Genomic DNA, 20,219 nt, shown 5'->3' on the forward strand with positions numbered 1-20,219 from the left:
GATGAGCCGCGACCCGGACGGACTGCTGGAGCTGCTGCCGCAGTGGCACCGGCTGCGCGACGCCGAGGCGGGCGAGCCGCTGCGCGCCCTGCTGGCCGTCGTCGCCGAGCAGGTCGACGTCGTGCGCAGCGGCATCGAACAGGGCTACCAGGACTGGTTCGTCGAGACCGCCGCCGACTGGGCCGTCGCCTACCTCGGCGACCTGGTCGGCTACCGGATCCTGCCCGGTTACGAGGAGGTGCTCGCCACCGGCCTGCACGGCGGGGCCTCCCCGGAGCGGGTCGCGGCCCGCGACCGGCTCGCCGCCCGGCTGGCGCCGCGGCACGACGTCGCGAACACCGTCGCCCACCGCCGGCGCAAGGGCACGCTCGCCCTGCTGGAGGAGCTGTCCGCCTCTGTCGCCGACTGGCCGGCCCGGGCGGTGGAGCTCTCCCGGCTGCTCGGCGGCACCCAGCCGGTGCGGCTGCTGCGCCCCGACGAGGAGGCGGCCGACCGCCGGCGGCTGAGCCGGGGCCGGCTGGTCGACGTGCGGCGCGGCGCCGAACTCGACCTGCTCGGCGGGCCCTTCGACGGGCAGGCGCACACCGCCGACGTCCGCCGGGCCGCCTCCACCCGCCGCCAGGGCGGCTACACGCCGGCCGGGGTCGCCCTGTACGTCTGGCGGCTGAAGCCGTACCCGGTCACCCGGGCGCCGGCCTACTGCATCGACCGGGCCAGGAACCTCTTCACCTTCTCGGTCCTCGGCAACGACGCCCAGCTGGTCACCAAACCCGAACCGGAGCCGTCGACCACCCACCTCGCGGCGCTCGACAACGCGCCGGCCCCGATCCGGCGCCGGCAGCTCGCCGAGCGCCTGGCCGACTACTACGGACCCGGCAAGAGCTTCGCCATCTGGCGCGACGGCGCCCAGGAGCCGGTCCCGCCCGCCGAGATCACGGTGGCCGACCTGAGCGACTGGACGTACCGCCCCAAGCGCGGCCAGGTCGCCGTCGACCCGGTGCTCGGCCGGATCGCCTTCGGCGCCCGCTCCGCCCCGCGCCGCGGTGTCCGGGTCGACTACCACCACGCGTTCGGCGACGACACCGGCGGCGGGGAGTACCCGCGCGACCGCCCGGAGGCCCGGCACCGGGCGCTCTACCGGGTCGGCCCCGGCGGGCCGCACGAGCGGATCAACGACGCCTACCAGCAGTGGCGCGCCGACCAGGAGGACGGCAGCGCGGGCGGCGCCGCCGTCATCGAGATCACCCACAGCGGCGCCTACCAGGAACAGCTGGACTTCGACCTGGCGGAGGACGACCGCCTCGAACTGCGCGCCGCCGAGGGCACCCGGCCGGTGATCCGGCTGCTCGACTGGTACAGCAACCGGCCGGACGCGCTCAACGTGCGGGGCGTCTGCCCGGGCGGGCGGCTGGTCCTGGACGGGCTGCTGATCACCGGTCGCGGGGTCAACGTCACCGGACCGCTGGCCTCCGTCACCCTGCGGCACTGCACCCTGGTGCCGGGCTGGTCGCTGGAGCCGCACTGCGAGCCGCACTCGCCGCAGGAGCCCAGCCTCGTGCTGGACCACACCACCGCCTGCGTGACGATCGAGCGCAGCATCCTGGGCACGATCCAGGTCGTCGGCGACGAGGTGGACACCGACCCGCTGGAGATCCACCTCGCCGACAGCATCCTGGACGCCACCGGACCCGAGCAGCCCGCGCTCTCCGGGCCCGACTGCGAACACGCCCACGCGCTGCTGCACGCCCACCGCTCCACGGTGGTCGGCGAGGTGCACACCCACGCGGTGCCGATCGCCGAGGACTGCGTGTTCACCGGGCGGCTGCGGACGGCCCGCCGCTCGCTCGGCTGCCTGCGGTTCTGCTACGTCCCACCGGGCTCGCGCACCCCGCGCCGGTACGAGTGCCAACCCGACCTGGTGCGCTCGGCGGTGACCGAGCTGGTCGAGCGCGGCGAGCTGGACCCGGCGCAGGCCGCCCGGCTGCGCGAGCTGGAGGCCGAGCGGGTCCGCCCGCTGTTCACCAGCCTCCGCTACGGCACGCCCGGCTACGGGCAGTTGGCCGCCGGGTGCGCCCCGGAGATCACCCGCGGCGCCGAGGACCGCTCCGAACTCGGCGCCTTCCACGACCTGTTCCAGCCCCAGCGCGAGGACAACCTGCGGGCGCGGCTGGCCGAGTACACCCCGGCCGGCACCGACGCCGGGATCTTCTTCGTCTCCTGACCCGCCCCGATGACTCCGAAAGGGAAACCGTGCACGCAGACTTCTCGCGCCTGACCTTCCGGCCCGGCAAGCACTACTCCGCGGTACTGACCCAGCAGGGCCGGGTCCAGCTCGACGCCGACGCCAACGAGCAGGCGGCGATCGAGCGGTACCAGCTGCGCACGCTCGCCGCCGACCTGATCGGCCGCCGCGGCGGACCGGCCGGGGCGGCGGGATTCGCGATCGGCTACGTGCCGGGCAGCCACGACGTGGACGACCTCACCATCGGCGGCGGCCGCTACTACGTGGACGGCATCCTGTGCGAGGCCGACCGGCCCGAGCCCGGCATCGCCGTGCCCGACGACGGCGGCCAGGGCGACGGCGGCGACGCCCGGGAGGCGCCCGCCGGCTGGACGTACTGGGACCAGCCGGACGCCTACCGGGACCAGGAGCGCGACGGCGACCGGCTGCCCGGCGAGTTCCCGTTCCTGGTCTACCTGAAGGTCTGGGAGCGCAGCGTCACCGCCGTCGAGGACCCGGAGATCCGCGAGGTGGCGCTCGGTGCGGCGATGCCCGACACGGCGGCCCGGGCCAAGCTCGTCTGGCAGGTACTCGCCCTTCCCGCCTCGGAGTTGAGCGTTCCGGACGGCGGGGCGTCCCGGGTGCGGGAGGCCTTCGACACGTGGGCCGACGCGCACGAGCGGCCGGGCGGGCTGCTGGCCGCGCGCGCCCGGCGGCCGGAGCGGGCGAGCGAGGACCCGTGCCTGGCCCACCCCGAGGCCGGCTACCGGGGTCCGGAGAACCAGCTGTACCGGGTGGAGGTCCACCACGGCGGCTCGGCGGAGGGCTGCGCCACGTTCAAGTGGTCCCGGGAGAACGGCTCGGTCGTCCTGCCGATCGCCTCGATCGAGGGCGTCTGGGTCGACCTCACCACGCTGGGCGACGACGACAAACTCAGCCTCTCGGTCGGCGACTGGATCGAAATCGCCGACAGCGCGTACGTCAGCCGGGGCGAGGCGGCGGACCTGCTCCAGGTGGAGGAGACCGACCTGCCGGGGCGCCGGGTACGACTGTCCGCCGAACCGGGGCCGGAGGTCGGGCGGTCGGCCGAGCGTCACCCGTTCCTGCGCCGCTGGGACCACCGGGCGCCCCGCGGCCGGAACGCCCTGCCGCTGGCCGGCGGCGCCCTGCAGCTCCAGGAGGGCGCCTGGCTCGACCTGGAGGACGGCGTCCAGGTCTACTTCCGACCGGGCGGCGAGTACACCCGGGGCGACTACTGGCTCATCCCCGCGCGAACCGCCACCGGCTCGGTGGAGTGGCCGCAGAACGCGGCCGGCGAGGCGCTGCTCCGGGAACCGGCCGGGGTCCGGGTGCACCACGCCCCTCTCGCCTGGGTGAAGGGCCCGACCACGGTCGTCGACCTCCGACAGACCTTCGCCCCACTGACCGCCCCCACCCCGCAGTAGGGCGTGCGGCCCGGGGGGATCGGGTGCGGGGCGGTCGCCCGCTCCACCGGCTCCCGGCCCGGCACACGGACCGGCCGGGAGGGGCAGGGGCGCCGCCCCCGGCCTGTCGCCGCCGCACCGGCACCGTCGGACGGTAGGAATGGCAGCGGACCGTACCGCACCCCGGAGGCACCGGTGAACCACCCGATCCTCGACCAGATCCAGGACCTGCGCGCCCGGTTGGCACCCGGCGACACCGTCCCGCCGCTGGTCACCGCACTCGCCGACGGCACCGCACCACGCTCGGCGCTGGCCGAACTCTGCGCCCAGCAGCACCGGATCATCCGCTCCGACCGCCGCAGTCTGCTGCTGCTCGCCAGCCGCAGCGCCGACCGGCCGGTCAGCGCCTGGTTCGCCGCCCTGGCCGAGGGCGAGAGCGCCGCGCTGCGCACCCTGCCCGCGCTCGGCGCCGCCGTCGGCCTCGACCGCGACGCGCCGGAGTCCCGACCGCCCCTGCCCGGCTGCCAGGCCTACCCGCACTTCCTCGCCTGGCTCGCCGTGAACAGCGACCCCGACCCGGCGGCCGCCGCCCTGGTCGCCAACTTCGCGGCCTGGGGCGGCTACTGCGCCACCATCGCGCAGGCGCTGCGCAGCCGGTACGGCTTCTCCGACGAGGCCTGCGCGTTCTTCGACTTCTTCGCCCAGCCCGCGCCCGAGCTGGAGCAGCAGGCCGCCGACGCCCTGGGCCCGGACCGACTGGACGGGCCGACCCTGGCCGCCGCACACGAGTACGGGCTGCTGCTCCAGGCCTACGAGCACCTGTTCTGGGACACCCTGGGCGTCATCGGCGCCTGAGCCCGGAGCGCCCCGGGCCCGCCGGGCCTCAGGCCTGCCAGTGCGGCTTCCCGCTGACCATCCGGCAGTAGATCACCCGGCCGCCGGCCTCGTGGGTGCTCTTGCCCAGGTCCGCGGTGCGGCAGAACTGCCCGGCCTCGTAGCAGTTGCCCGCGGCCGAGCGGATGTCGCACCCGGCGCCGGCCGCCGCCGGAGGCTCCGGGTCGGTCGGCGGCTGGGCGGTGGTCACCTTCGGCTGCGGCGCCTTGGTGACGGGCGGCTGCGCGGGGGCGCTGGGCTGGGCCGGAGGCGCGACCGGCGGGGGCGTGGCCACCGGCGCCGCGGGGGCCGGCTGGGCCGGCGGGCTGCTGACCGGGGCCGGGGCGGGGGGCGCCGCCGGCGGGGTGGTCACCGCGGTCGTGGTGGTGGCGACGGTCGGCGTGGCCGAGGCCGTGGCACCGCCGTCGGCCGCCGACGGGTCGCACCCGGTCAGTGCCAGACCGACGGTGAGGACGAGTCCGGCGAATCCGGCCAGGCCGGCCCGACGACGGCCGGCTATCCGTGAAGGCATGGGAGGAGAACGCTCCGTTCCGTATGGATGAGTCGTGCGATTCAAGCAGGAACCGCACACGCACCGTCCACCGAACCCCCACTCGTTGGCAGATCGAGACCTTCCGGCCACGGGCCGAGCGCAACAGCCCGAATGCGGCAGCCGAACGCCGCGGCCGCCCGGCCGGCCCCGCCGGTCGACCGTCAGCGCAGCCCCGCCGTCCGGCGCTCGAACACCTCGGGGCGGGCGGTCTCCAGCGCCGTGGAGACCGCGCCGAGGAGCACCGCCTCCTCCCCCAGCAGGCTCGGCGCGAGCGTCGGACGCATCGGGGCGAGCCGGTGCAGGGCCTGCTCCAGCGGTTCCAGGAGCAGGTCGGCGCTGCTGCCGATCCCGCCGCCCAGCACCACCAGGTCCGGATCCAGGACGGCCGACAGCACGGCCACCGCGTAGGCGAGCCGCTCGGCCTCCCGCTCCACCGCCCGGACCGCCGCGGGCTCCCCGGCCCGGGCCCGCTCGAACACCTGCTTCGCCGTCAGCTGCCGCGTCGCGGACTCCCCGTCCAGCCCGAAGTCCCGGGCTGCACGCACCACGGCGTCCGCGGCGGCGTCCTGCTCGATGGTCGCGCCCGGCTCGCCGGACCGCCCGGGCAGCGGGACCAGGCCGATCTCGCCCAGCGCGCCGTGCGCGCCGAGCAGCAGCTCGCCGTCCTTCACCACACCCAGCCCGAGGCCCGTGCCGACCAGCAGGTACGCGAACATCCGGCTGCCCCGGCCGGCACCCAGGGTGTACTCGCCGAGCGCCGCCAGGTTGGCGTCGTTGGCCACCGAGACGGCCGTTCCCAGGCCCTCCCCTATCCGGTCGAACAGTCCCGGCCTGCCCCAGCCGGGCAGGCTGCTGGCGTAGCGCACCCCGCGCCGCTGCTCGTCCCACACCCCCGGGGTGCCGATCACCGCGTGCACGATGTCCCCGGCGGCCAGGCCCGCCTCGGCGATCGCCTCGTGCGCGGCGGCGACCACGGCGTCCGCGACGGCGTTCGCCGAGCGGCCCCGGTTGGCGACGTCCCGGCGGGCGATCACCGTCCCGGCCAGGTCGGCCACCGCCACCCGCAGCCGGGCCCGGCCGATGTCCACGCCGAGCACGTGCCCGGCCGTCGGGTCGACCTCGTACAGCACGGCGGTGCGGCCCCGCTCGGGGGCCAGCCGCCCGGCCTCCCGGACCAGGCCCGCCCGCTCCAGCTCGGCCAGGGCGGCCGAGACCGTCGGCTTGGACAGCCCGGTGTCCCGGGCCAGCTGGGCGCGTGAGGAGCCGCCGCCCGTGCGCAGCAGCTCCAGCAGGAGCCACTCGTTGTTGCTGCGCAGCCGCTGCCGGTTCCACGGCACCCCGGGGGCCCCGGCCGCCGGGCGACTGGTCGGCTGGTGGGGGCTCATCGGGTTCCTCCGGTCTGGGTCTTCGGGCGCGGGCCGGGGCGGTGCGGCCGGGTCGGTACGGCCGGGTGGGCCCGGCCCGCGCCCGCGGCGTCCGGGGTCGGGCGCCGCCGCCCAAGTATGACCGGAGATCATCCGGCGTTCGCCTGCCGTATCCGTACGCGGCACGGATGTCCGCGCGGATGTCCGCCGCGGTCGGCCCCACAGCCGTCCGAGCCGTCCGAGCGTTCCGTTACAGCACCGTCTCCGGCCGGTCAACGTTTCACCCACCTGTGGGCGTGCCGCGCGCGGGCGCGTGATCATGGGCGTATGCACTTCCGGCACGGCAACCGAGCAGAGGGTCCGCGGCCCGCGACACCGGACACCCGGTCCCTGGCGGCGACCGCGGCGGCCCTCGCCGCCCGGCTCGGCGCGATCACCGGCGGTGACAGCGGCGGCGACAGCGGCGGCGACGATCCGGAGCGGCTCCGCGAGGTCCTGGCCGCCGCCCCCGTCGGCGTCGCGCTGCTCGACGAGCGCCTGCGCTGGCAGTACCTGAACGCGGCGTTCACCACCGCCACCGGGCTGCGCCGCGCGGACCTGCTCGGCCGGGCCGCCGGGACCACCGCCTTCGCCGGGGCCCTCGGCATCCTGCGCCGGGTGCTCGCCGACGGCCTCGCCCGCGAGCACGCCACCGGAGGCCCGGACGGGGCGGGCGCGCCCGTGCCGCCCGGCCTGCGGGTGCGCTACCGGGCGCTGCGGCGCTCCGGGCGGACCACCGGGGTGGTCGTCGTCGTCCTGGACGACCCCGACCCCGCCCGCGACCAATTGCGCGAGCTGGAACGGGCCAGGGCCCGGCTCGCCCTGCTGGACGCCGCCACCGAACGGATCGGCACCACCCTCGACATCGCCACCACCGGCGCGGAGCTCGCCGCGTTCGCCGTGCCCCGGCTCGCCGAACTCGCCGTCGTGGACCTGCTGCCGCCCGAGGCCGAACCAGCCCGGGCCGGCCGCGGCACGCCCCAGCGGCTGCGCCGCGCCGGCGCCCGGTCCGTGCCCGCGCTGGCCGCCGCCCTCGCCGAGCTGCCCCGGTCCGGAGAATCGATCCGCCACCGGGAGGGCTCGGCCGCCGCCCGCAGCCTGGCCGGCGGTGTCGCCGTGCTCACCGAGCCCGGCCCCGAGGACGGCTGTCCGGCGGGTACGGCCTCGCTGCTGGTCCTGCCGCTGGCCGCCCGGGGCCGCCTGATCGGGCTGCTCACCCTCGGCCGCACCGCCGCCGGCCCGGCCTTCACCCCCGACGAGGCCGCCCTGCTCGGCGACCTCGCCGCCCGCGCCGCCACCGCCCTCGACAACGCCCGGCGCTTCGCCCGCTCCCAGGGAATCGCCCTCGAACTCCAGCGGGCGCTGCTGAGCGAACCCGGCAACCCGCACCAGAACCTCGTCCTCGCCTCCCGCTACCTGCCCTCCGGGAGCGCCTCGGTGGTCGGCGGCGACTGGTTCGAGACGGTCCGGCTGCCGTTCGGGCGCACCCTGCTCGCCATGGGCGACGTCATGGGGCACGGCGTCGAGGCCGCCGTCGACATGAGCCACTACCGCTCGGCGCTGCGCGACCTCGCCGGGATGGACCTGCCCCCGCACCGGATCCTGCGTCAGCTCGACAACATCATCTCCGCCGACGACTCCGCCCGCCCGGCCACCTGCCTACTGGCCCTCGCCGACCCGGGCCGCGGCCGCTGGACCCTCTCCAGCGCGGGCCACCTGCCACCCGCCCTGATCACCCCCGGCCGGCCGACCGAGCTGCTGCGCGTCCCCACCGGCCCGCCGCTCGGCACCGGTCTCGGCGGCTACGAGCAGACCGCCCACCCGCTCCTGCCGGAGCAGGCCCTGCTGCTCTACACCGACGGCCTGGTCGAGCGCCGGGGCGAGGACATCGACGTCTCGCTGGAGCGGCTCGCGGCGCTGCGGCTGCCCGCCGCCGGAGACCTCGACGACCTGCTCGACGCCGTCCTGCGCTCCCTCGCCCCGCCGCCGGCCCGGGCCGCCGAGGACGACATCGCGCTCCTGGTGGCCCGGCCCCGGCAGCGCTGACGGGCCGGGCGGCGCGCCCGCCTCCACCGCGCTCCGGACCCGGGCGGCGCCCCGGACGCCGAGCACGGGGCCCGGGCCGGCCCGCACTCACCCGCTCCGGCGGCCGCACCGCTCGGGCTCACACCTTCGCCAGCGCCCGCGCGACGTCCGCCCAGATGTCCTCCGGGTGCTCGATGCCCACCGACAGCCGCACCGTCCCCGGCCCGATGCCCACCGCCGCCAGTTCCTCGTCCGACAGCTGCCGGTGGGAGGTGCTGGCCGGGTGGATCACCAGGGTGTGCACGTCGCCCAGGGACGGTGCCAGCGAGGCGAGCCGGACGGACTCGGTGAACGTGCCGGCCGCCTTCCGGCCGCCGGCCAGGTCGAAGGCCAGGACGCCGCCGTGGCCGCCGGGCAGCAGCCGGCGGGCGAGGTCGTGGTCGGGGTGGGTGGGCAGGCCCGGGTAGTGGACGGCGGTGACCGCGGGGTGGGCGGCGAGCCGGCCGGCCAGGTCGAGCGCGGTCTCGCACTGGCGGCGGACCCGAAGGGCGAGGGTCTGCATGCCGCGCAGGGTCAGCCAGGCGGCGAACGGGTCGGCGGAGGCGCCGAGTTCGAGCGAGCGCCGCCAGACCCGCCGGTGCAGCTCCGGGTCGGCGAAGACGGCGACCCCGCCGAGCACGTCCGAGTGCCCGCCCAGGTACTTGGTCACGGAGTGGATCACGATGTCCGCGCCGTGCTCGATCGGGCGGCACAGCAGCGGGGTCGCGAAGGTGTTGTCCACCACGCTCACCACCCCGGCGTGCCGGGCGACGGCGATCAGCCCGGGCAGGTCGGTGACCCGGGTGGTGGGGTTGGAGACGGTCTCCAGGAGCAGCACCCGGGTGCGGGGCCGCAGCGCGGCCGCCACCCCGGCGGGGTCGTCGCCGCTCACGTAGTCGACCTCGACGCCCCAGCGCTCGGTGAGGTCGGTCAGCGCGCCGACGGTGCCGCCGTACAGGCTGCGCTGGGCGATCACGTGGTCGCCGGCGCGCAGCAGGGAGAGCAGCGCGGTGTTGATCGCGCCCATGCCGGAGGCGGTGGCGAGGGCGCCGGTGCCGCCCTCCAGTCCGGCGACGGCCTGCTCCAGCGAGCGGACGGTGGGGTTGCCGAAGCGGTTGTAGAGGAAGGCGCCGTCCGGTCCGTCGTGGGCCCCGGCGAGTGCGCCGCCGGTGTCGAAGGCGAACAGGTGGCCCTGGTGCAGCGGGACGCCGAGCGGACGGCTGCCGGTGACCTCGGCGAGCGGCGGGTGGACGACCCTGCTCTCGGGGCGCAGACCTTCGGGGCTCTCGTGGGTGCGGAAGTCGCTCATGGCGCCCATCCTCGGGCGGCCCCGGCACCCCGGCCAGGGCCAATCGGCGTCAAGTGGCCCGCCCCGGGCGGTCGTTCCGGCTCCACCGCCCGGCGGGCGGCGGCGAACGCCCGGGTCGCGGCCGTGCGCGCTGCGCGGTGTACTCGGCCAGTAAACGGCCGGTGCACGACCGGTGCACGACCGACGCTGGCGGCGCGCGGCTACTTGCGGCGGCTGAAGATCCGCTTGGCGGCGTAGACGATCCCGACGATCAGCAGGATGACGAGCAGGATCAGCAGGATGACCACGACCAGCAGGAACTTGCCCAGCTTGGCGAAGAAGCCCTTTTTCTTCTTCTTCTCGTCCTTGGCCGCGAGGTGCGCGACATCGGCGGCGGAGGAGCTGGCGGAGGTGGCGGCGACTGCGGAGGCGGCGCGCGCCTCCGTGCCGATCTGCGCGCCGCTGTCCGCGGCGGCGGCCGCGACGGTTCGGGGTGCGGCCACCGCCGCCGCACCCGAGGCCGCGGCGGTGAGGCCGGCGGCGGCCAGCAGGGCCACCAGGGCGCCGGCTATCGAACGTGCTATCCGATCAGTCATCGTGCTCCTCGTACGGGTCCGGAGCAGCGCGGAACAGCCGCTCTGACCAATTTCTCATGGTCTGACCAGCTGGTTTTCCCATCCGCGCCTAGTATGCTCCACTGAAGTTCTACAGCGGTGTAAAAGTTTAGCGACGGGTCACGCCCGGATCGGCTCCGGCCCCGGGCCACGCGAACCCGCCGCTTTTCGACGGGGGCTCGCGTGGCAACTGTGGAGGATGACGACGTGTCTGGCCGAAAGGGTTCCCCCGAAGCCGAGAATTCGCCGCACCGGGCGGGCGGACGCCGGGCCACCGGCCGGAGAACCGGCCAGAAGAACGACCGGAACCCGGACAGTGCGAGCATATCGGACGGCCGTTCAGCGGCCCGGGCGCGCAAGAAGCCCAAGCGCAGCACCAAGGAGAAGGTGCTCTGGGCGACCGCCGGCTGCACCGCGCTCGCCGTCCTCGGCGGCGCCGGCCTCTACTACCGGCTGAACAGCAACATCAACACCTTCGACGGCGACGCCCTCAGCAAGGACCGCCCGGAGGCCGCGACCCCGGACGCCCAGGGCCGCACCCCGGTCAACGTGCTGATGATCGGCTCGGACAGCCGCGGCAACGGCAACAGCGACCTGGGCGGCGGCGGGGACGGCGGCGCCCGCTCGGACACGGCGATCCTGCTGCACGTCTACGCCGACCACAAGCACGCCGTCGGCATCTCCATCCCCCGCGACTCCCTGGTCACCGTCCCGCCGTGCAAGCTCCCCAACGGCAAGTGGACCAAGGAGCAGACCAATGTGATGTTCAACAGCGCCTTCTCGGTCGGCGACAGCGACCAGGGCAACCCGGCCTGCACCCAGAACGCCGTCGAGAAGCTGACCAACCTGCGCGTCGACCACACCATCGTGGTCGACTTCAACGGCTTCGCCGCGATGACCAAGGCGGTCGGCGGCGTCGAGGTCTGCCTGCCGAACGACATCCACGAGGGGGACCTCAACCCCAACCTCGGCCACAAGGGGAAGCTGCTCTTCCCCAAGGGCAAACAGAAGGTCGAGGGCCAGGCCGCGCTGGACTACGTCCGGGTCCGGCACGGCATCGGCGACGGCTCCGACATCGGCCGCACCAAGCGCCAGCAGGCCTTCATGTCCTCCCTCATCAAGGAGGTCAAGTCCCGCGGCATGGACCCGACCACGCTGCTGCCGCTGGCCGACGCGGCCACCAGGTCACTGACCGTCGACCCCGGCCTCGGCTCGGCCGCCAAGCTGCTCTCCTTCGCCATGGAACTCAAGGACGTGAACCTGCACGACATCAAGTTCCTCACCGTGCCCTGGCGCTACGAGGGCCCCCGGGTCGCCCTGGTGCACCCCGACGTGGACCAGCTGTGGGCCGCGCTCAAGGCCGACCGCACCATCGACGGCCAGGACGCGAGCGCCCCGGCCGACGCCGCCACCCCCTCCGCCCCACCCGCCGCCGAGGCCGCGCCCACGCCGGCCCCGACCCCGGCACCGGACGCCAAGGCCGCCGAGGTGAAGGTCTCCGTGCTCAACAGCACCGGCGAGTCCGGGCTCGGCGGCCGGGCCGCGGAGACCGTCAAGGGCGCCGGCTACACCGTCGCCGGCGTCGGCAACGCGGTCGGCAAGCCGCGCAGCACCACCGTCGTCGAGTACGGCACCGGCGAGCGCACCGCCGCCGAGGCGGTCGCCAAGCTGTTCCCCGGCGCGACCGTGCAGCCCGGCGGCCGGGGCGTCAGCGTCGTCCTCGGCCACGACTTCGCCGCCGCCAACCCCGCCGGCCCCGCCACCGCGGCCCCCGGCGGCGCCCCCACCGCCCCGGCCCCGCTGCCCACCAGCGTCAGCGGCGCCGCCCGCTCGGCCGACGACGATCCCTGCGCCAACCTCTCGTACGGCTGAGCCGGTCCCTCCCGCGCACACGACGGCGGGGCGCCTCCGGCCCGTCGCTCCGGGGGCGCCCCGCCGTCCTGCGGACGAGGTGTCAGCGTCTCGTCCCGCAGGACGGACAGAACGCGGCGCCGTCCGGGACGTCCTTGTGGCAGCTCGTGCACTGGACGGGCTGCGCCAGTCGGAAGCCGCAGCCGGGGCAGAACGGCGTGCCGTGGGTCTCGGTGTGGCACTGCGGGCAGACCAGCTGACGCGGCGCGTTGACGTCGAACTCGGCCCCGGACTGCTGACCGGACTTGTACGCGCGCTCGGTGACCGTGTCGTTGAGGCCGCGGTGCTGCGCCGCCACCGCCTCGGCCGCGGTGTCCGGGGCGCAGGTGTGGCACAGGCCCTGGGCCGGGTCGAAGCAGCGGCCGCAGACGTAATGGGTGCACCGGGCGCAGCGGTTGAAGTGGGACTGGGCGTTGGTGATGGCCCGTTGGAAGGCCTCGTCCCGCGAGGTGCCCCAGGTCTGGCCGGCCAGACCGTCGGCGGCGTTGCTGATGGTGTTGGCGTTGCCGCCGATGAGGTTCCAGGCCGCGCTGACGCCCTTGCCTATCCAGCCCGCCACCTGACCGGTCCGGAACGGCTCGAACGCCGAACGCCAGGTGTCCGAGCAGCGGTAGCAGGAGAACTCGAACTGGAAGCCCGCGCCGGTGCCGTGCTGCTCGCACAGGTCGCGGTAGTTGCTGCTGAAGTAGATCTCCGAAGTCACGTCGTCCCCGGTCGCTAAATGGCCTGTCGGCGGTCGATCCCAGGGACGACGGGGCCCGCCGAACGGTTCCACCGGAATGTCCGACCGGCCTGCTCAGAGCCCGGACACCGGCAGCAGCAGCACCCGCGCCGGGTCGAACGGCTGCCAGAGCGCGGGCTGTCCGCCGCGGCCGATGCGCAGCCGGCACCAGCGCTGCCCGGCCGCGTCCTGCCACCACGCGCTGATCCGGCCGAGCGCCCAGCCACCGTCCCCGAGGTCCACCTCGACCGGCTGGTAGACCCAGCGGACGTCCCGGGCCGCCGTTTCCGGTCCTGCCTGATCCGTTCCCGCCGGTTCCGGCCCCGCCGGACCTCCGGCGTCCCCGGGGCTGCACTGATTCTCCATCACGGCTCCGCCTCCCGACCCGGACCCGGCCGCCGGGCGCCCGCTCGGGGCGGCCGGCCGCCGGGCGTTCAGCTCACCTCCTGAACTCTACAGGCGTGTAGATGTCAGTGGGAGGAGTTCCGTCGAAGCCGATCGAACCCGATCGAACCCGATCGAAGCCGATCGACCGGGTTCCGGGAAGGCGAGCCGGCCTCAGCGGTCCTTCCGCGCCGAGCGCAGCCGCTGCCACAGGGCGAGCGGCACGATGCCGGCCAGTGCGGCGGCCTCCGGCGCCGGCGGCGTCCCGAACGGCGCGCCTGCCGCGCCCGCCGCCCCGGCCGGCACCTTGTCGAAAGTGTCCGGGACCGGCAGCGTGGACCAGTCGGACAACGGCCAGGCGACCACGAAGGCCCGGCCGACCACGTTGTCCACCGGCACGAAGCCGTCGCCGGTCTCGTTGTGGTGCCACCGGGAGTCCCGCGAGTTGTTGCGGTGGTCGCCCATCACCCACAGCTTGTCCTTGGGCACGGTGACGGTGCCGACCGGGTCGTTGTCGCAGGGCGTCGCACCCGGGAACAGGTACGGCTCGTCCAGCGCGACGCCGTTCACCCTCAGCGGCGAGCCCGCCTCGCACTCGACGGTGTCGCCGCCGACCGCGATCACCCGCTTGATCAGGTCCTTCTCGTCCGCCGAGGGCATCAGGCCGACGGTGCTGAGCGCCTTCTGGACGGTCCCCATCACGGAGTCGCCCGAGACCGTCGGCGTGCCCTCCAGCCAGCCGCCCGGATCGCGGAACACCACCACCTCGCCACGCTCGGGCTTGGCGCCGAACCACGGGGTGAACTTGTCGACCAGCACCCGGTCGCCGATCGCGAGGGTCTGCTCCATCGAGCCGGAGGGGATGGAGAAGGCCTGCACGAAGAAGGTCTTGATGCCGAGCGAGAGCAGCAGCGCGACCACCAGCAGGATCGGCAGCTCCTGCCAGAACGGGCGCTTCTTCCGGGGGCGCTCGGCCTCCTCGTCGGCCGCCCCGGGAGCGACGGCCGGCCCCGGCGCGACGGCCGTCCCGGGGGCACTGCCCTCCCCGGGGGCCGCTTTCCCGGGAGCACCCGCGCTCCCGGGCGCACCGATCCCGCCGGGAGCACCGGCGCCCGCGTCCGCACCCTTCGCCACCGCGCTGCCCGTACCCGGCTCCGCCCGGCCGTCCCCGGCCTCCGCACGCTCCCCGGCTCCGCCGCTCTCGCCGGACTCCGCGCTCTGCTGCACAGTCATTTCCTCGGCCCCTCCCGATGGCCTGGCGGGAGCCGGTAGGAAGACCCCCTGTCAGGAACGAACCTACCGAACAGAGGTTCCCGGGCGCGCCCTGACGTGGATGCGCTCCCCCTGCGGCCCGAACAGGCTGAGGAACTCCACCGGCTGCTGCCCCGCGTTGCCGAAGGCGTGCGGGGTGCGGGTGTCGAACTCGGCGGCCTCACCGGCCGTCAGCACCAGGTCGTGGGTGCCGAGGACCAGCCGCAGCCGCCCGGACAGCACGTACAGCCACTCGTACCCCTCGTGGACCTTCAGCTCCAGCTCGGGTCCGGCGTTCCGGCCCGGCGGCACGATGTGCTTGTAGGCGTGCAGGCCGCCCAGGTGGCGGGTGAGCGGGACGATGGTCTGGCCGTTCCTGGTCACCGGGCGCGGGTGGATCCGCGGGTCGCCGGTGGCCGGGGCGCCGACCAGTTCGTCCAGCGGCACCCGGTACTCCCGGGCCAGCGGCAGCAGCAGCTCCAGCGTCGGCTTGCGCTGCCCGGACTCCAGCCGGGACAGCGTGCTGAGCGAGATGCCGGTGACGGCGGCCAGTTTGGCGAGCGTGGTGCCGCGCTCCCGCCGCAGCGCCCGCAGCCGCGGGCCCACCGTGGTGAGGACGTTCTCGAAGTCTTCGTCGGCCATGCCTGCCATTTGCCAGTACGGCAATGCCCCTTGTCAATCCGGCACACGGGTGAGGCCCCGCCGCCACCCCCGCGGGCCACACCCCAGGCGCTCGCCCGCGGCTCCGGCCTATCCTCCCGCCATGCGCATCCTCCTCACCCGCGACAGCGTCGCGGCCGGCGACGACGCCGACGCCCCGCACGCCGAGACCCTCACCCTCCCCGACCACCTGGACACCCCGGCGGCGCTCACCGCCCTCGGCCTCCCCCGGCCCCGGCTCCCGCTGATCGGCGGCGGCCGCGCCACCTGGGTGGTCCGCACCGCCGACGGCACCCCGCTGGCCGTCCTCGCACAGCAGTGGCCGCAGCCCCACCCGCTCCCGGCCGGCGCCGGCCCGCTCGACCGCCTGGCCGGAACGGACGGCACCGTCCGGCTGCACGTCGAGTACCGGCGCCAACTGGACCCGGAGGCCGAGTACGAGCGACTGCTGCCCGGCTGATGTCTAGGGCGTGCCGTGGGCCCAGAGGAAGAAGCCGTGCACGTGCACCCACCGCGCGATCGGGTCGAACCAGTCCGTGAAGGCGAACAGCAGCAGGCTCACCGCCCCGCCCAGCAGCAACCCCATCACCACGGCCGCCGTCATCATCCCCGCGATCGCCCGCATCCGGACCCCCTCCCCGCTCCCGGGGAAGGGTCCCCCTCCGATCCCGCGCCGGCACCGAACGTCCTTGGAACGAGGCCGAGTTGTCACCGTCCGGTGAGGAAAGCGGAGCGCGGGGTCCACGCACAGAAGCGGCCCCGGCCCTGGACCCGGGGGCAGCGGGGCCCGGGTCAGCGGGACCCGGGGCTCCGGACTACAGCCAGTCCCGCTTCTTGAACACCAGGTACAGCCCGGTGCACACCAGCGCCATCAGCCCGATCGCGAACGGGTAGCCGAAGACCCACTTGAGCTCCGGCATCGTCTCGAAGTTCATCCCGTACACCGTTCCGATCAGTGTCGGCGCGAAGAGGATGGCCGCCCAGGAGGAGATCTTCTTGATCTCGTCGTTCTGCGCGTGCCCCGCCTCGGCGAGCTGCTTCATCTCCTCGTTCTGCCGCTGGGAGACCAGCGTCGCGTTGACGGTCAGGATGTTCTGGAGCATCTGCCGGAAGCCGTCCACCCGCTCGGCGGCGTAGGTGGCGTGGTCGGCGACGTCGCGCAGGTAGCGCTGGAGCTCGTCGTCGGTGCCGTACTTGCCGAAGCCCGCCTCCAGGCTCTTCATGATCTCCAGCAGCGGGCGGGTGGCCCGCTGGAACTCGATCACCTCGCGGGAGAGCTCGTAGATGCGGCGGGAGACCTGCGGGTCGCCGCCGAACACCTCGGTCTCGATCTCGTCGATGTCGTGCTGGAGGCCGGCGATCACCGGCGCGTAGCCGTCGACCACGGCGTCCAGCACCGCGTACAGCACCGCTTCCGGGCCGAGCGCCAGCAGCTCCGGGTCGGCCTCCAGCCGGCGGCGCACCGCCGACAGGTCCGGGGCCTGGGAGTGCCGGACGGTGAGCACGAAGTCGGGGCCGACGAAGAGGTGGATCTCGCCGAAGTCGACCTCCTCCGTCTCGTCCAGGTAGCGGGCGGCGCGCAGCACCACGAACAGGGTGTCGCCGTAGCGCTCCAGCTTCGGCCGCTGATGGGCGACGATGGCGTCCTCGACGGCCAGCTCGTGCAGGTCGAACCGGTCGGCGGCCTCCAGCAGTTGCGCCTCGGCGGGACGGAAGAGCCCGATCCAGGCCATCGTGCCGGGCCGGTCGGGCAGCGTGCGGTAGATGTCGGCGAGGTCGGTGGGCGCGTCCGTCCGGCGGCCGTCCCGGTAGACGGCCGCGTCCACCACGGAGCGTTCCAGCGTCACCGGCTCGACGGGCTGGTCGGGCCGGGGGTCCATCGAGTGCTCGGGCGCGGGCTGGGTGTCCGTGGGCCGGACGACGGAACGGGAGAACGGACGCTTGCTCGCGCGCACGGCGCGCACACGCCAGTCGGACATGGCGGGACCTCCACGGTGGATGCCCGGCCGCCGCAAGGGGACACGGCGGACCGGAGGCGCCCGGCCGGCCGCCACGCGCACGGCGCGACCGGCGGCGCCTCGCCGGGAGGACGAGGTCAGTGCCGCGCGGGAGCCGTACGGGAGGAGGTGTGCCGGGGGCCGCGAGTGGTGCGGGACAACCGGGGGCGGGGCCGACTTCGACCCGTACTACTGCACTCCACGGCCCTCACCTCCTCGCCTCCGCGCGCCCGCGCACCGGGAGGGGCGCCAGCACAATCCCGTCGAGTCTAGTACCCGCACGACCGGGGCCCCGACCGGGGTGACGGCCCGGGCTCCGGCCGGGGCCCGCCCGGGCCTGCGCCCCCGGACCGTGTCCGCCGCCCGCGCCTGCCGCCCCCGCGCACGCCCCACGCGCGCCCCGCGGACCGTCCGGTGCCGCCGTGCGCCGTCAACGGCCCCACCGGGCAGGGCTGTTCGTCGGCAGCGAAGTGATCACGGGGAGGCGAGCACGCCACTACGCTACGTGTCATGACTTCTTCGGAGAGGGCCCCGGGGCGGGGTACGGCAGTGGTGATCGGCGGCGGGCTCGCGGGAATGGCGGCCGCGTGGGCGCTGCGCGGGTTCGCCGAGCGGATCGTGGTGGTGGAGCGGGACCGGTACCCGGCGGGGGCGGAGTTCCGGGCGGGGGTGCCGCAGGGCCGGCACGCGCACCTGGTGCTGGAGGCCGGGCACCGGCTGCTGGAGGAGATGATGCCCGGCATCAAGCAGGAGCTGGTGGCCGCGGGCGCGCAGCGGGTGGCCGCCTCGGACGTCAAGTGGCTCTGCTCCGCCGGGTGGCTGGCCGAGTACCCGGCGCAGGTGGGCTTCCTCTCCTGCACCCGGTCGCTGCTGGACTCGTTCGTGCTGGACCGGGTCCGCGCCCATCCCGCGATCGAGTTCCTGGAGGGCACGGACGCGGTCGGACTGCTCGGCACGGCGACCACGGTGACCGGGGTGAAGGTCCGCGAGCGCGGTCAGGAGCGCGGCGAAGTCCGGGAGATACCCGCCGAGTTGGTGGTGGACGCGACGGGCCGCTCGACCTCGGTGCCGAAGTGGCTCGCCGAGCTGGGCTGCCCGCCGGTGCCCGAGGAGCGGGTGGACGCGGGCGTCGCGTACGCCTCCCGGATGTTCCACCGCCCGGACGGGTCCGAGACCGTCGGCCGGGCGGCCTACCTCCAGACCAAGGCGCCGGACGCGCAGCGCATGGGCGTGCTGCTGCCGGTCGAGGGCGACCGCTGGATCGTCAGCCTCGCCGGGATGCGCGGCGCCGAGCCGGCGGCCGGCGAGGAGGGCTTCACCGAACACCTGCGCCTGCTGCGCGACCCGCTCCTGCACGAGATGCTGCGGGACGCCGAACCCGCGGGCGAGGTCCGCGGGTTCCACCCCGGCCCGGGCGTGCGCCGGCACTACGAGCGCAGCTGCCCGGACGGGCTGGTGGTGGTCGGCGACGCCGCGAGCACCTTCAACCCGGTGTACGGGCAGGGCGTCACCGTCGCGCTGTTCTGCGCCCGGGAGCTCCGCCGCACCGCGAAGCGGCACGGCGGCATCGGACACGCCACCGCCCGGGCCGCACGGCGCGCCGTCGCGGTGGCGTCCAAGATCCCCTGGGTGATCTCCTGCGCCGAGGACGCCCGCTTCCCCGCCACCACCGGCGCGCCCTCGGGCGCCCTGATCGGGCTCCAGCACAGCTTCTTCGACAAGGTGCTGGCGGCCAGCACCTTGGACACGGCGGTCACCGCGGTGTTCCACGAGGTGATGTCGCTGGTGGCGCCACCGTCGGCGCTGTTCCGGCCTTCGGTGCTCGCGGCGGTCCTGCGGGCCTGAGTCGGGCACCGGGGCCTTCCGGGCACCGACGGGGTGTTCCGGGCACCACTGGGGTGTTCCGGGCACCGGAGCGACGCCCCCGGCGCTACTCGCCGAGGTGCGCGGCGACGTACGGCAGCGCCACCTGTTCCAGGCCGCGCCGGCCGAAGGCGGGGTGGACGTTGACCTCGAAGACCACACCGCCGCTCTCGGCGGCGAGGTCCACCCCGGCGAGGTCGAGGCCCGTGGAGGCGGCCGCCGCGACGGCCGACTCCGCGAGCCCGTCCGGCAGTTCGGTGTAGTCGAGCAGCGTGGAGACGGCCCCCCGGCTCTCGTTGCAGGGCGCGTCCGGGTCCGCCTGGACGTGCTCGACGACCCGGACCACGCGCCCCTGCAGCACCACCACCCGGTACTGGTGGCGGCGCCCGTCCGGGAGGACGTTCCGCGCGTCGCGGGCGATCAGCCAGTCCGCGCCCGCCCGGGCGTAGTGCCGCGCGGCGGTGTCGAGCTGCGCGTGGGTGGTGACGTGGAAGACGTCGTCGCCGCCCATCCCGATGCAGGGCCTGGCCCAGACGTCGCCGCCGAGCGCCGCGAAGGCGTCGGCGGCGGCCTCCGGGCTCGGCCTGGAGAGCGCGATGCTGGGCATGTGCGGCACGCCGTCCCGGACGAAGCTCGCGACCGTGGCGTCCTTCTCGGTGGCCGCCCGCCACGCCTCGGCGTCGGTGCCGAGCGAGCGGGCGCCGAAGCCGCGCAGCCGCCGTTGGCAGCCCTCGAACGCGCGGCGCCGGTGCGGCGGGATCTCGTAGACGATCACCGTGTCGGCGGTCACCGCCCGGCCGCCCGCCTCCAGCCGGATTCCGCCCGCGTCGTCGGCCTCGATCAGACCGCTGCCGCCGGTCATGAAGTGCCGGGCGTCCAGCTGGACGGGTTCCCGGCCGGTCAGCGTCCGCGCGGCGGCGGCGAGCACCTGCCGGCTGCCTTCGGTCGAGCTGTGGTCGGTCAGGAGTACGAGATCGCGTCGGCCCATGCGG

18 protein-coding genes are annotated in these 20,219 nt (G+C 75.2%); 7 read left to right on the top strand and 11 right to left on the bottom strand.

Annotation, left to right across the window (positions count from 1 at the left end):
- The first annotated feature begins 1 nt into the window (after position 1).
- The 3 genes from ACGFSC_RS36315 to ACGFSC_RS36325 all read left to right on the top strand — a co-directional run bounded on the left by ACGFSC_RS36315 (position 2) and on the right by ACGFSC_RS36325 (position 4,500).
- Positions 2–2,221: a hypothetical protein gene (locus tag ACGFSC_RS36315; protein WP_359900760.1), complete on the top strand. Its 2,220-nt coding sequence runs from the start codon at positions 2–4 to the stop codon at positions 2,219–2,221.
- Positions 2,222–2,250: 29 nt separating this feature from the next.
- On the top strand, positions 2,251–3,666 hold the full coding sequence (locus ACGFSC_RS36320; protein WP_359900757.1) for a DUF6519 domain-containing protein: 1,416 nt from the start codon (positions 2,251–2,253) through the stop codon (positions 3,664–3,666).
- A gap of 174 nt (positions 3,667–3,840) precedes the next feature.
- Positions 3,841–4,500, top strand: a complete 660-nt coding sequence (locus ACGFSC_RS36325) for a transcriptional regulator (protein WP_359900754.1) — start codon at positions 3,841–3,843, stop codon at positions 4,498–4,500.
- A 28-nt stretch (positions 4,501–4,528) separates the two neighbouring features.
- Here ACGFSC_RS36325 and ACGFSC_RS36330 read toward each other — a convergent pair whose 3' ends face one another.
- Positions 4,529–5,050: a hypothetical protein gene (locus tag ACGFSC_RS36330; protein WP_359900751.1), complete on the bottom strand. Its 522-nt coding sequence runs from the start codon at positions 5,048–5,050 to the stop codon at positions 4,529–4,531.
- A 182-nt stretch (positions 5,051–5,232) separates the two neighbouring features.
- Positions 5,233–6,456, bottom strand: coding sequence for an ROK family protein (locus tag ACGFSC_RS36335; RefSeq protein WP_359900748.1), 1,224 nt, complete (start codon positions 6,454–6,456; stop codon positions 5,233–5,235).
- Positions 6,457–6,762: 306 nt separating this feature from the next.
- Between ACGFSC_RS36335 and ACGFSC_RS36340 the strand changes: the two genes are divergently transcribed.
- Positions 6,763–8,520: a SpoIIE family protein phosphatase gene (locus ACGFSC_RS36340; RefSeq protein ID WP_359900745.1), complete on the top strand. Its 1,758-nt coding sequence runs from the start codon at positions 6,763–6,765 to the stop codon at positions 8,518–8,520.
- Between the two features lie 118 nt (positions 8,521–8,638).
- Here ACGFSC_RS36340 and ACGFSC_RS36345 read toward each other — a convergent pair whose 3' ends face one another.
- Positions 8,639–9,847 carry an aminotransferase class I/II-fold pyridoxal phosphate-dependent enzyme gene (locus tag ACGFSC_RS36345; RefSeq protein ID WP_359900742.1) on the bottom strand — a complete coding sequence of 403 codons (1,209 nt, stop codon included), beginning with the start codon at positions 9,845–9,847 and terminating at the stop codon, positions 8,639–8,641.
- A gap of 200 nt (positions 9,848–10,047) precedes the next feature.
- Positions 10,048–10,422, bottom strand: coding sequence for a hypothetical protein (locus tag ACGFSC_RS36350; protein WP_359900739.1), 375 nt, complete (start codon positions 10,420–10,422; stop codon positions 10,048–10,050).
- A gap of 225 nt (positions 10,423–10,647) precedes the next feature.
- On the opposite strand from ACGFSC_RS36350, the gene ACGFSC_RS36355 reads away from it, so the two are divergent.
- Positions 10,648–12,312 (top strand): LCP family protein, encoded by a 1,665-nt coding sequence (locus ACGFSC_RS36355; protein WP_380630760.1) that lies wholly within the window; start codon positions 10,648–10,650, stop codon positions 12,310–12,312.
- 82 nt (positions 12,313–12,394) lie between these two features.
- Here ACGFSC_RS36355 and ACGFSC_RS36360 read toward each other — a convergent pair whose 3' ends face one another.
- From ACGFSC_RS36360 to ACGFSC_RS36375, 4 genes are all read right to left on the bottom strand, one after another.
- Positions 12,395–13,054, bottom strand: a complete 660-nt coding sequence (locus ACGFSC_RS36360) for a zinc ribbon domain-containing protein (protein WP_359900736.1) — start codon at positions 13,052–13,054, stop codon at positions 12,395–12,397.
- Between the two features lie 93 nt (positions 13,055–13,147).
- Positions 13,148–13,441, bottom strand: coding sequence for a hypothetical protein (locus ACGFSC_RS36365; protein ID WP_359900733.1), 294 nt, complete (start codon positions 13,439–13,441; stop codon positions 13,148–13,150).
- Positions 13,442–13,630: 189 nt separating this feature from the next.
- Entirely contained in the window at positions 13,631–14,689 is a 1,059-nt protein-coding gene (gene lepB, locus ACGFSC_RS36370) for a signal peptidase I (protein ID WP_359900730.1), read from the bottom strand.
- A 63-nt stretch (positions 14,690–14,752) separates the two neighbouring features.
- The gene (locus tag ACGFSC_RS36375) at positions 14,753–15,349 is read right to left on the bottom strand and encodes an XRE family transcriptional regulator (RefSeq protein WP_359900727.1); all 597 of its coding nucleotides are present in this window, start codon (positions 15,347–15,349) and stop codon (positions 14,753–14,755) included.
- 121 nt (positions 15,350–15,470) lie between these two features.
- Here ACGFSC_RS36375 and ACGFSC_RS36380 point away from each other — a divergent pair, with 121 nt between their 5' ends.
- Complete coding sequence (locus ACGFSC_RS36380; protein WP_359900724.1) at positions 15,471–15,827, top strand: hypothetical protein; 357 nt, start codon at positions 15,471–15,473, stop codon at positions 15,825–15,827.
- Positions 15,828–15,830: 3 nt separating this feature from the next.
- Here the strand turns inward: ACGFSC_RS36380 and ACGFSC_RS36385 are convergent, their stop codons facing one another.
- Together ACGFSC_RS36385 and ACGFSC_RS36390 are read right to left on the bottom strand one after the other, a co-directional pair.
- Positions 15,831–15,992, bottom strand: coding sequence for a hypothetical protein (locus tag ACGFSC_RS36385; RefSeq protein ID WP_359900721.1), 162 nt, complete (start codon positions 15,990–15,992; stop codon positions 15,831–15,833).
- Between the two features lie 190 nt (positions 15,993–16,182).
- Positions 16,183–17,346, bottom strand: coding sequence for a magnesium and cobalt transport protein CorA (locus tag ACGFSC_RS36390; RefSeq protein WP_359900718.1), 1,164 nt, complete (start codon positions 17,344–17,346; stop codon positions 16,183–16,185).
- Between the two features lie 528 nt (positions 17,347–17,874).
- On the opposite strand from ACGFSC_RS36390, the gene ACGFSC_RS36395 reads away from it, so the two are divergent.
- Entirely contained in the window at positions 17,875–19,209 is a 1,335-nt protein-coding gene (locus ACGFSC_RS36395) for an FAD-dependent monooxygenase (protein ID WP_359900715.1), read from the top strand.
- 85 nt (positions 19,210–19,294) lie between these two features.
- Here ACGFSC_RS36395 and ACGFSC_RS36400 read toward each other — a convergent pair whose 3' ends face one another.
- Positions 19,295–20,215: an alpha-L-glutamate ligase gene (locus ACGFSC_RS36400; RefSeq protein ID WP_359900712.1), complete on the bottom strand. Its 921-nt coding sequence runs from the start codon at positions 20,213–20,215 to the stop codon at positions 19,295–19,297.
- Positions 20,216–20,219: the final 4 nt, after the last annotated feature.

Origin of the sequence: Kitasatospora sp. NPDC048715 (genome assembly GCF_043198905.1) — a bacterium.
In the GTDB taxonomy this organism is placed as follows: Bacteria; Actinomycetota; Actinomycetes; order Streptomycetales; family Streptomycetaceae; genus Kitasatospora; species Kitasatospora lactacystinica.

Excerpts from the sequence above, each read along its gene's own strand:
- ACGFSC_RS36390 (WP_359900718.1), bottom strand. The coding sequence starts at position 17,346 with ATGTCCGACTGGCGTGTGCGCGCCGTGCGCGCGAGCAAGCGTCCGTTC.
- ACGFSC_RS36345 (WP_359900742.1), bottom strand. The coding sequence starts at position 9,847 with ATGAGCGACTTCCGCACCCACGAGAGCCCCGAAGGTCTGCGCCCCGAG.
- ACGFSC_RS36335 (WP_359900748.1), bottom strand. The coding sequence starts at position 6,456 with ATGAGCCCCCACCAGCCGACCAGTCGCCCGGCGGCCGGGGCCCCCGGG.
- ACGFSC_RS36400 (WP_359900712.1), bottom strand. The coding sequence starts at position 20,215 with ATGGGCCGACGCGATCTCGTACTCCTGACCGACCACAGCTCGACCGAA.
- ACGFSC_RS36375 (WP_359900727.1), bottom strand. The coding sequence starts at position 15,349 with ATGGCCGACGAAGACTTCGAGAACGTCCTCACCACGGTGGGCCCGCGG.
- ACGFSC_RS36340 (WP_359900745.1), top strand. The coding sequence starts at position 6,763 with ATGCACTTCCGGCACGGCAACCGAGCAGAGGGTCCGCGGCCCGCGACA.
- ACGFSC_RS36380 (WP_359900724.1), top strand. The coding sequence starts at position 15,471 with ATGCGCATCCTCCTCACCCGCGACAGCGTCGCGGCCGGCGACGACGCC.
- ACGFSC_RS36330 (WP_359900751.1), bottom strand. The coding sequence starts at position 5,050 with ATGCCTTCACGGATAGCCGGCCGTCGTCGGGCCGGCCTGGCCGGATTC.
- ACGFSC_RS36395 (WP_359900715.1), top strand. The coding sequence starts at position 17,875 with ATGACTTCTTCGGAGAGGGCCCCGGGGCGGGGTACGGCAGTGGTGATC.
- ACGFSC_RS36385 (WP_359900721.1), bottom strand. The coding sequence starts at position 15,992 with ATGCGGGCGATCGCGGGGATGATGACGGCGGCCGTGGTGATGGGGTTG.
- ACGFSC_RS36315 (WP_359900760.1), top strand. The coding sequence starts at position 2 with ATGAGCCGCGACCCGGACGGACTGCTGGAGCTGCTGCCGCAGTGGCAC.
- lepB (WP_359900730.1), bottom strand. The coding sequence starts at position 14,689 with ATGACTGTGCAGCAGAGCGCGGAGTCCGGCGAGAGCGGCGGAGCCGGG.
- ACGFSC_RS36350 (WP_359900739.1), bottom strand. The coding sequence starts at position 10,422 with ATGACTGATCGGATAGCACGTTCGATAGCCGGCGCCCTGGTGGCCCTG.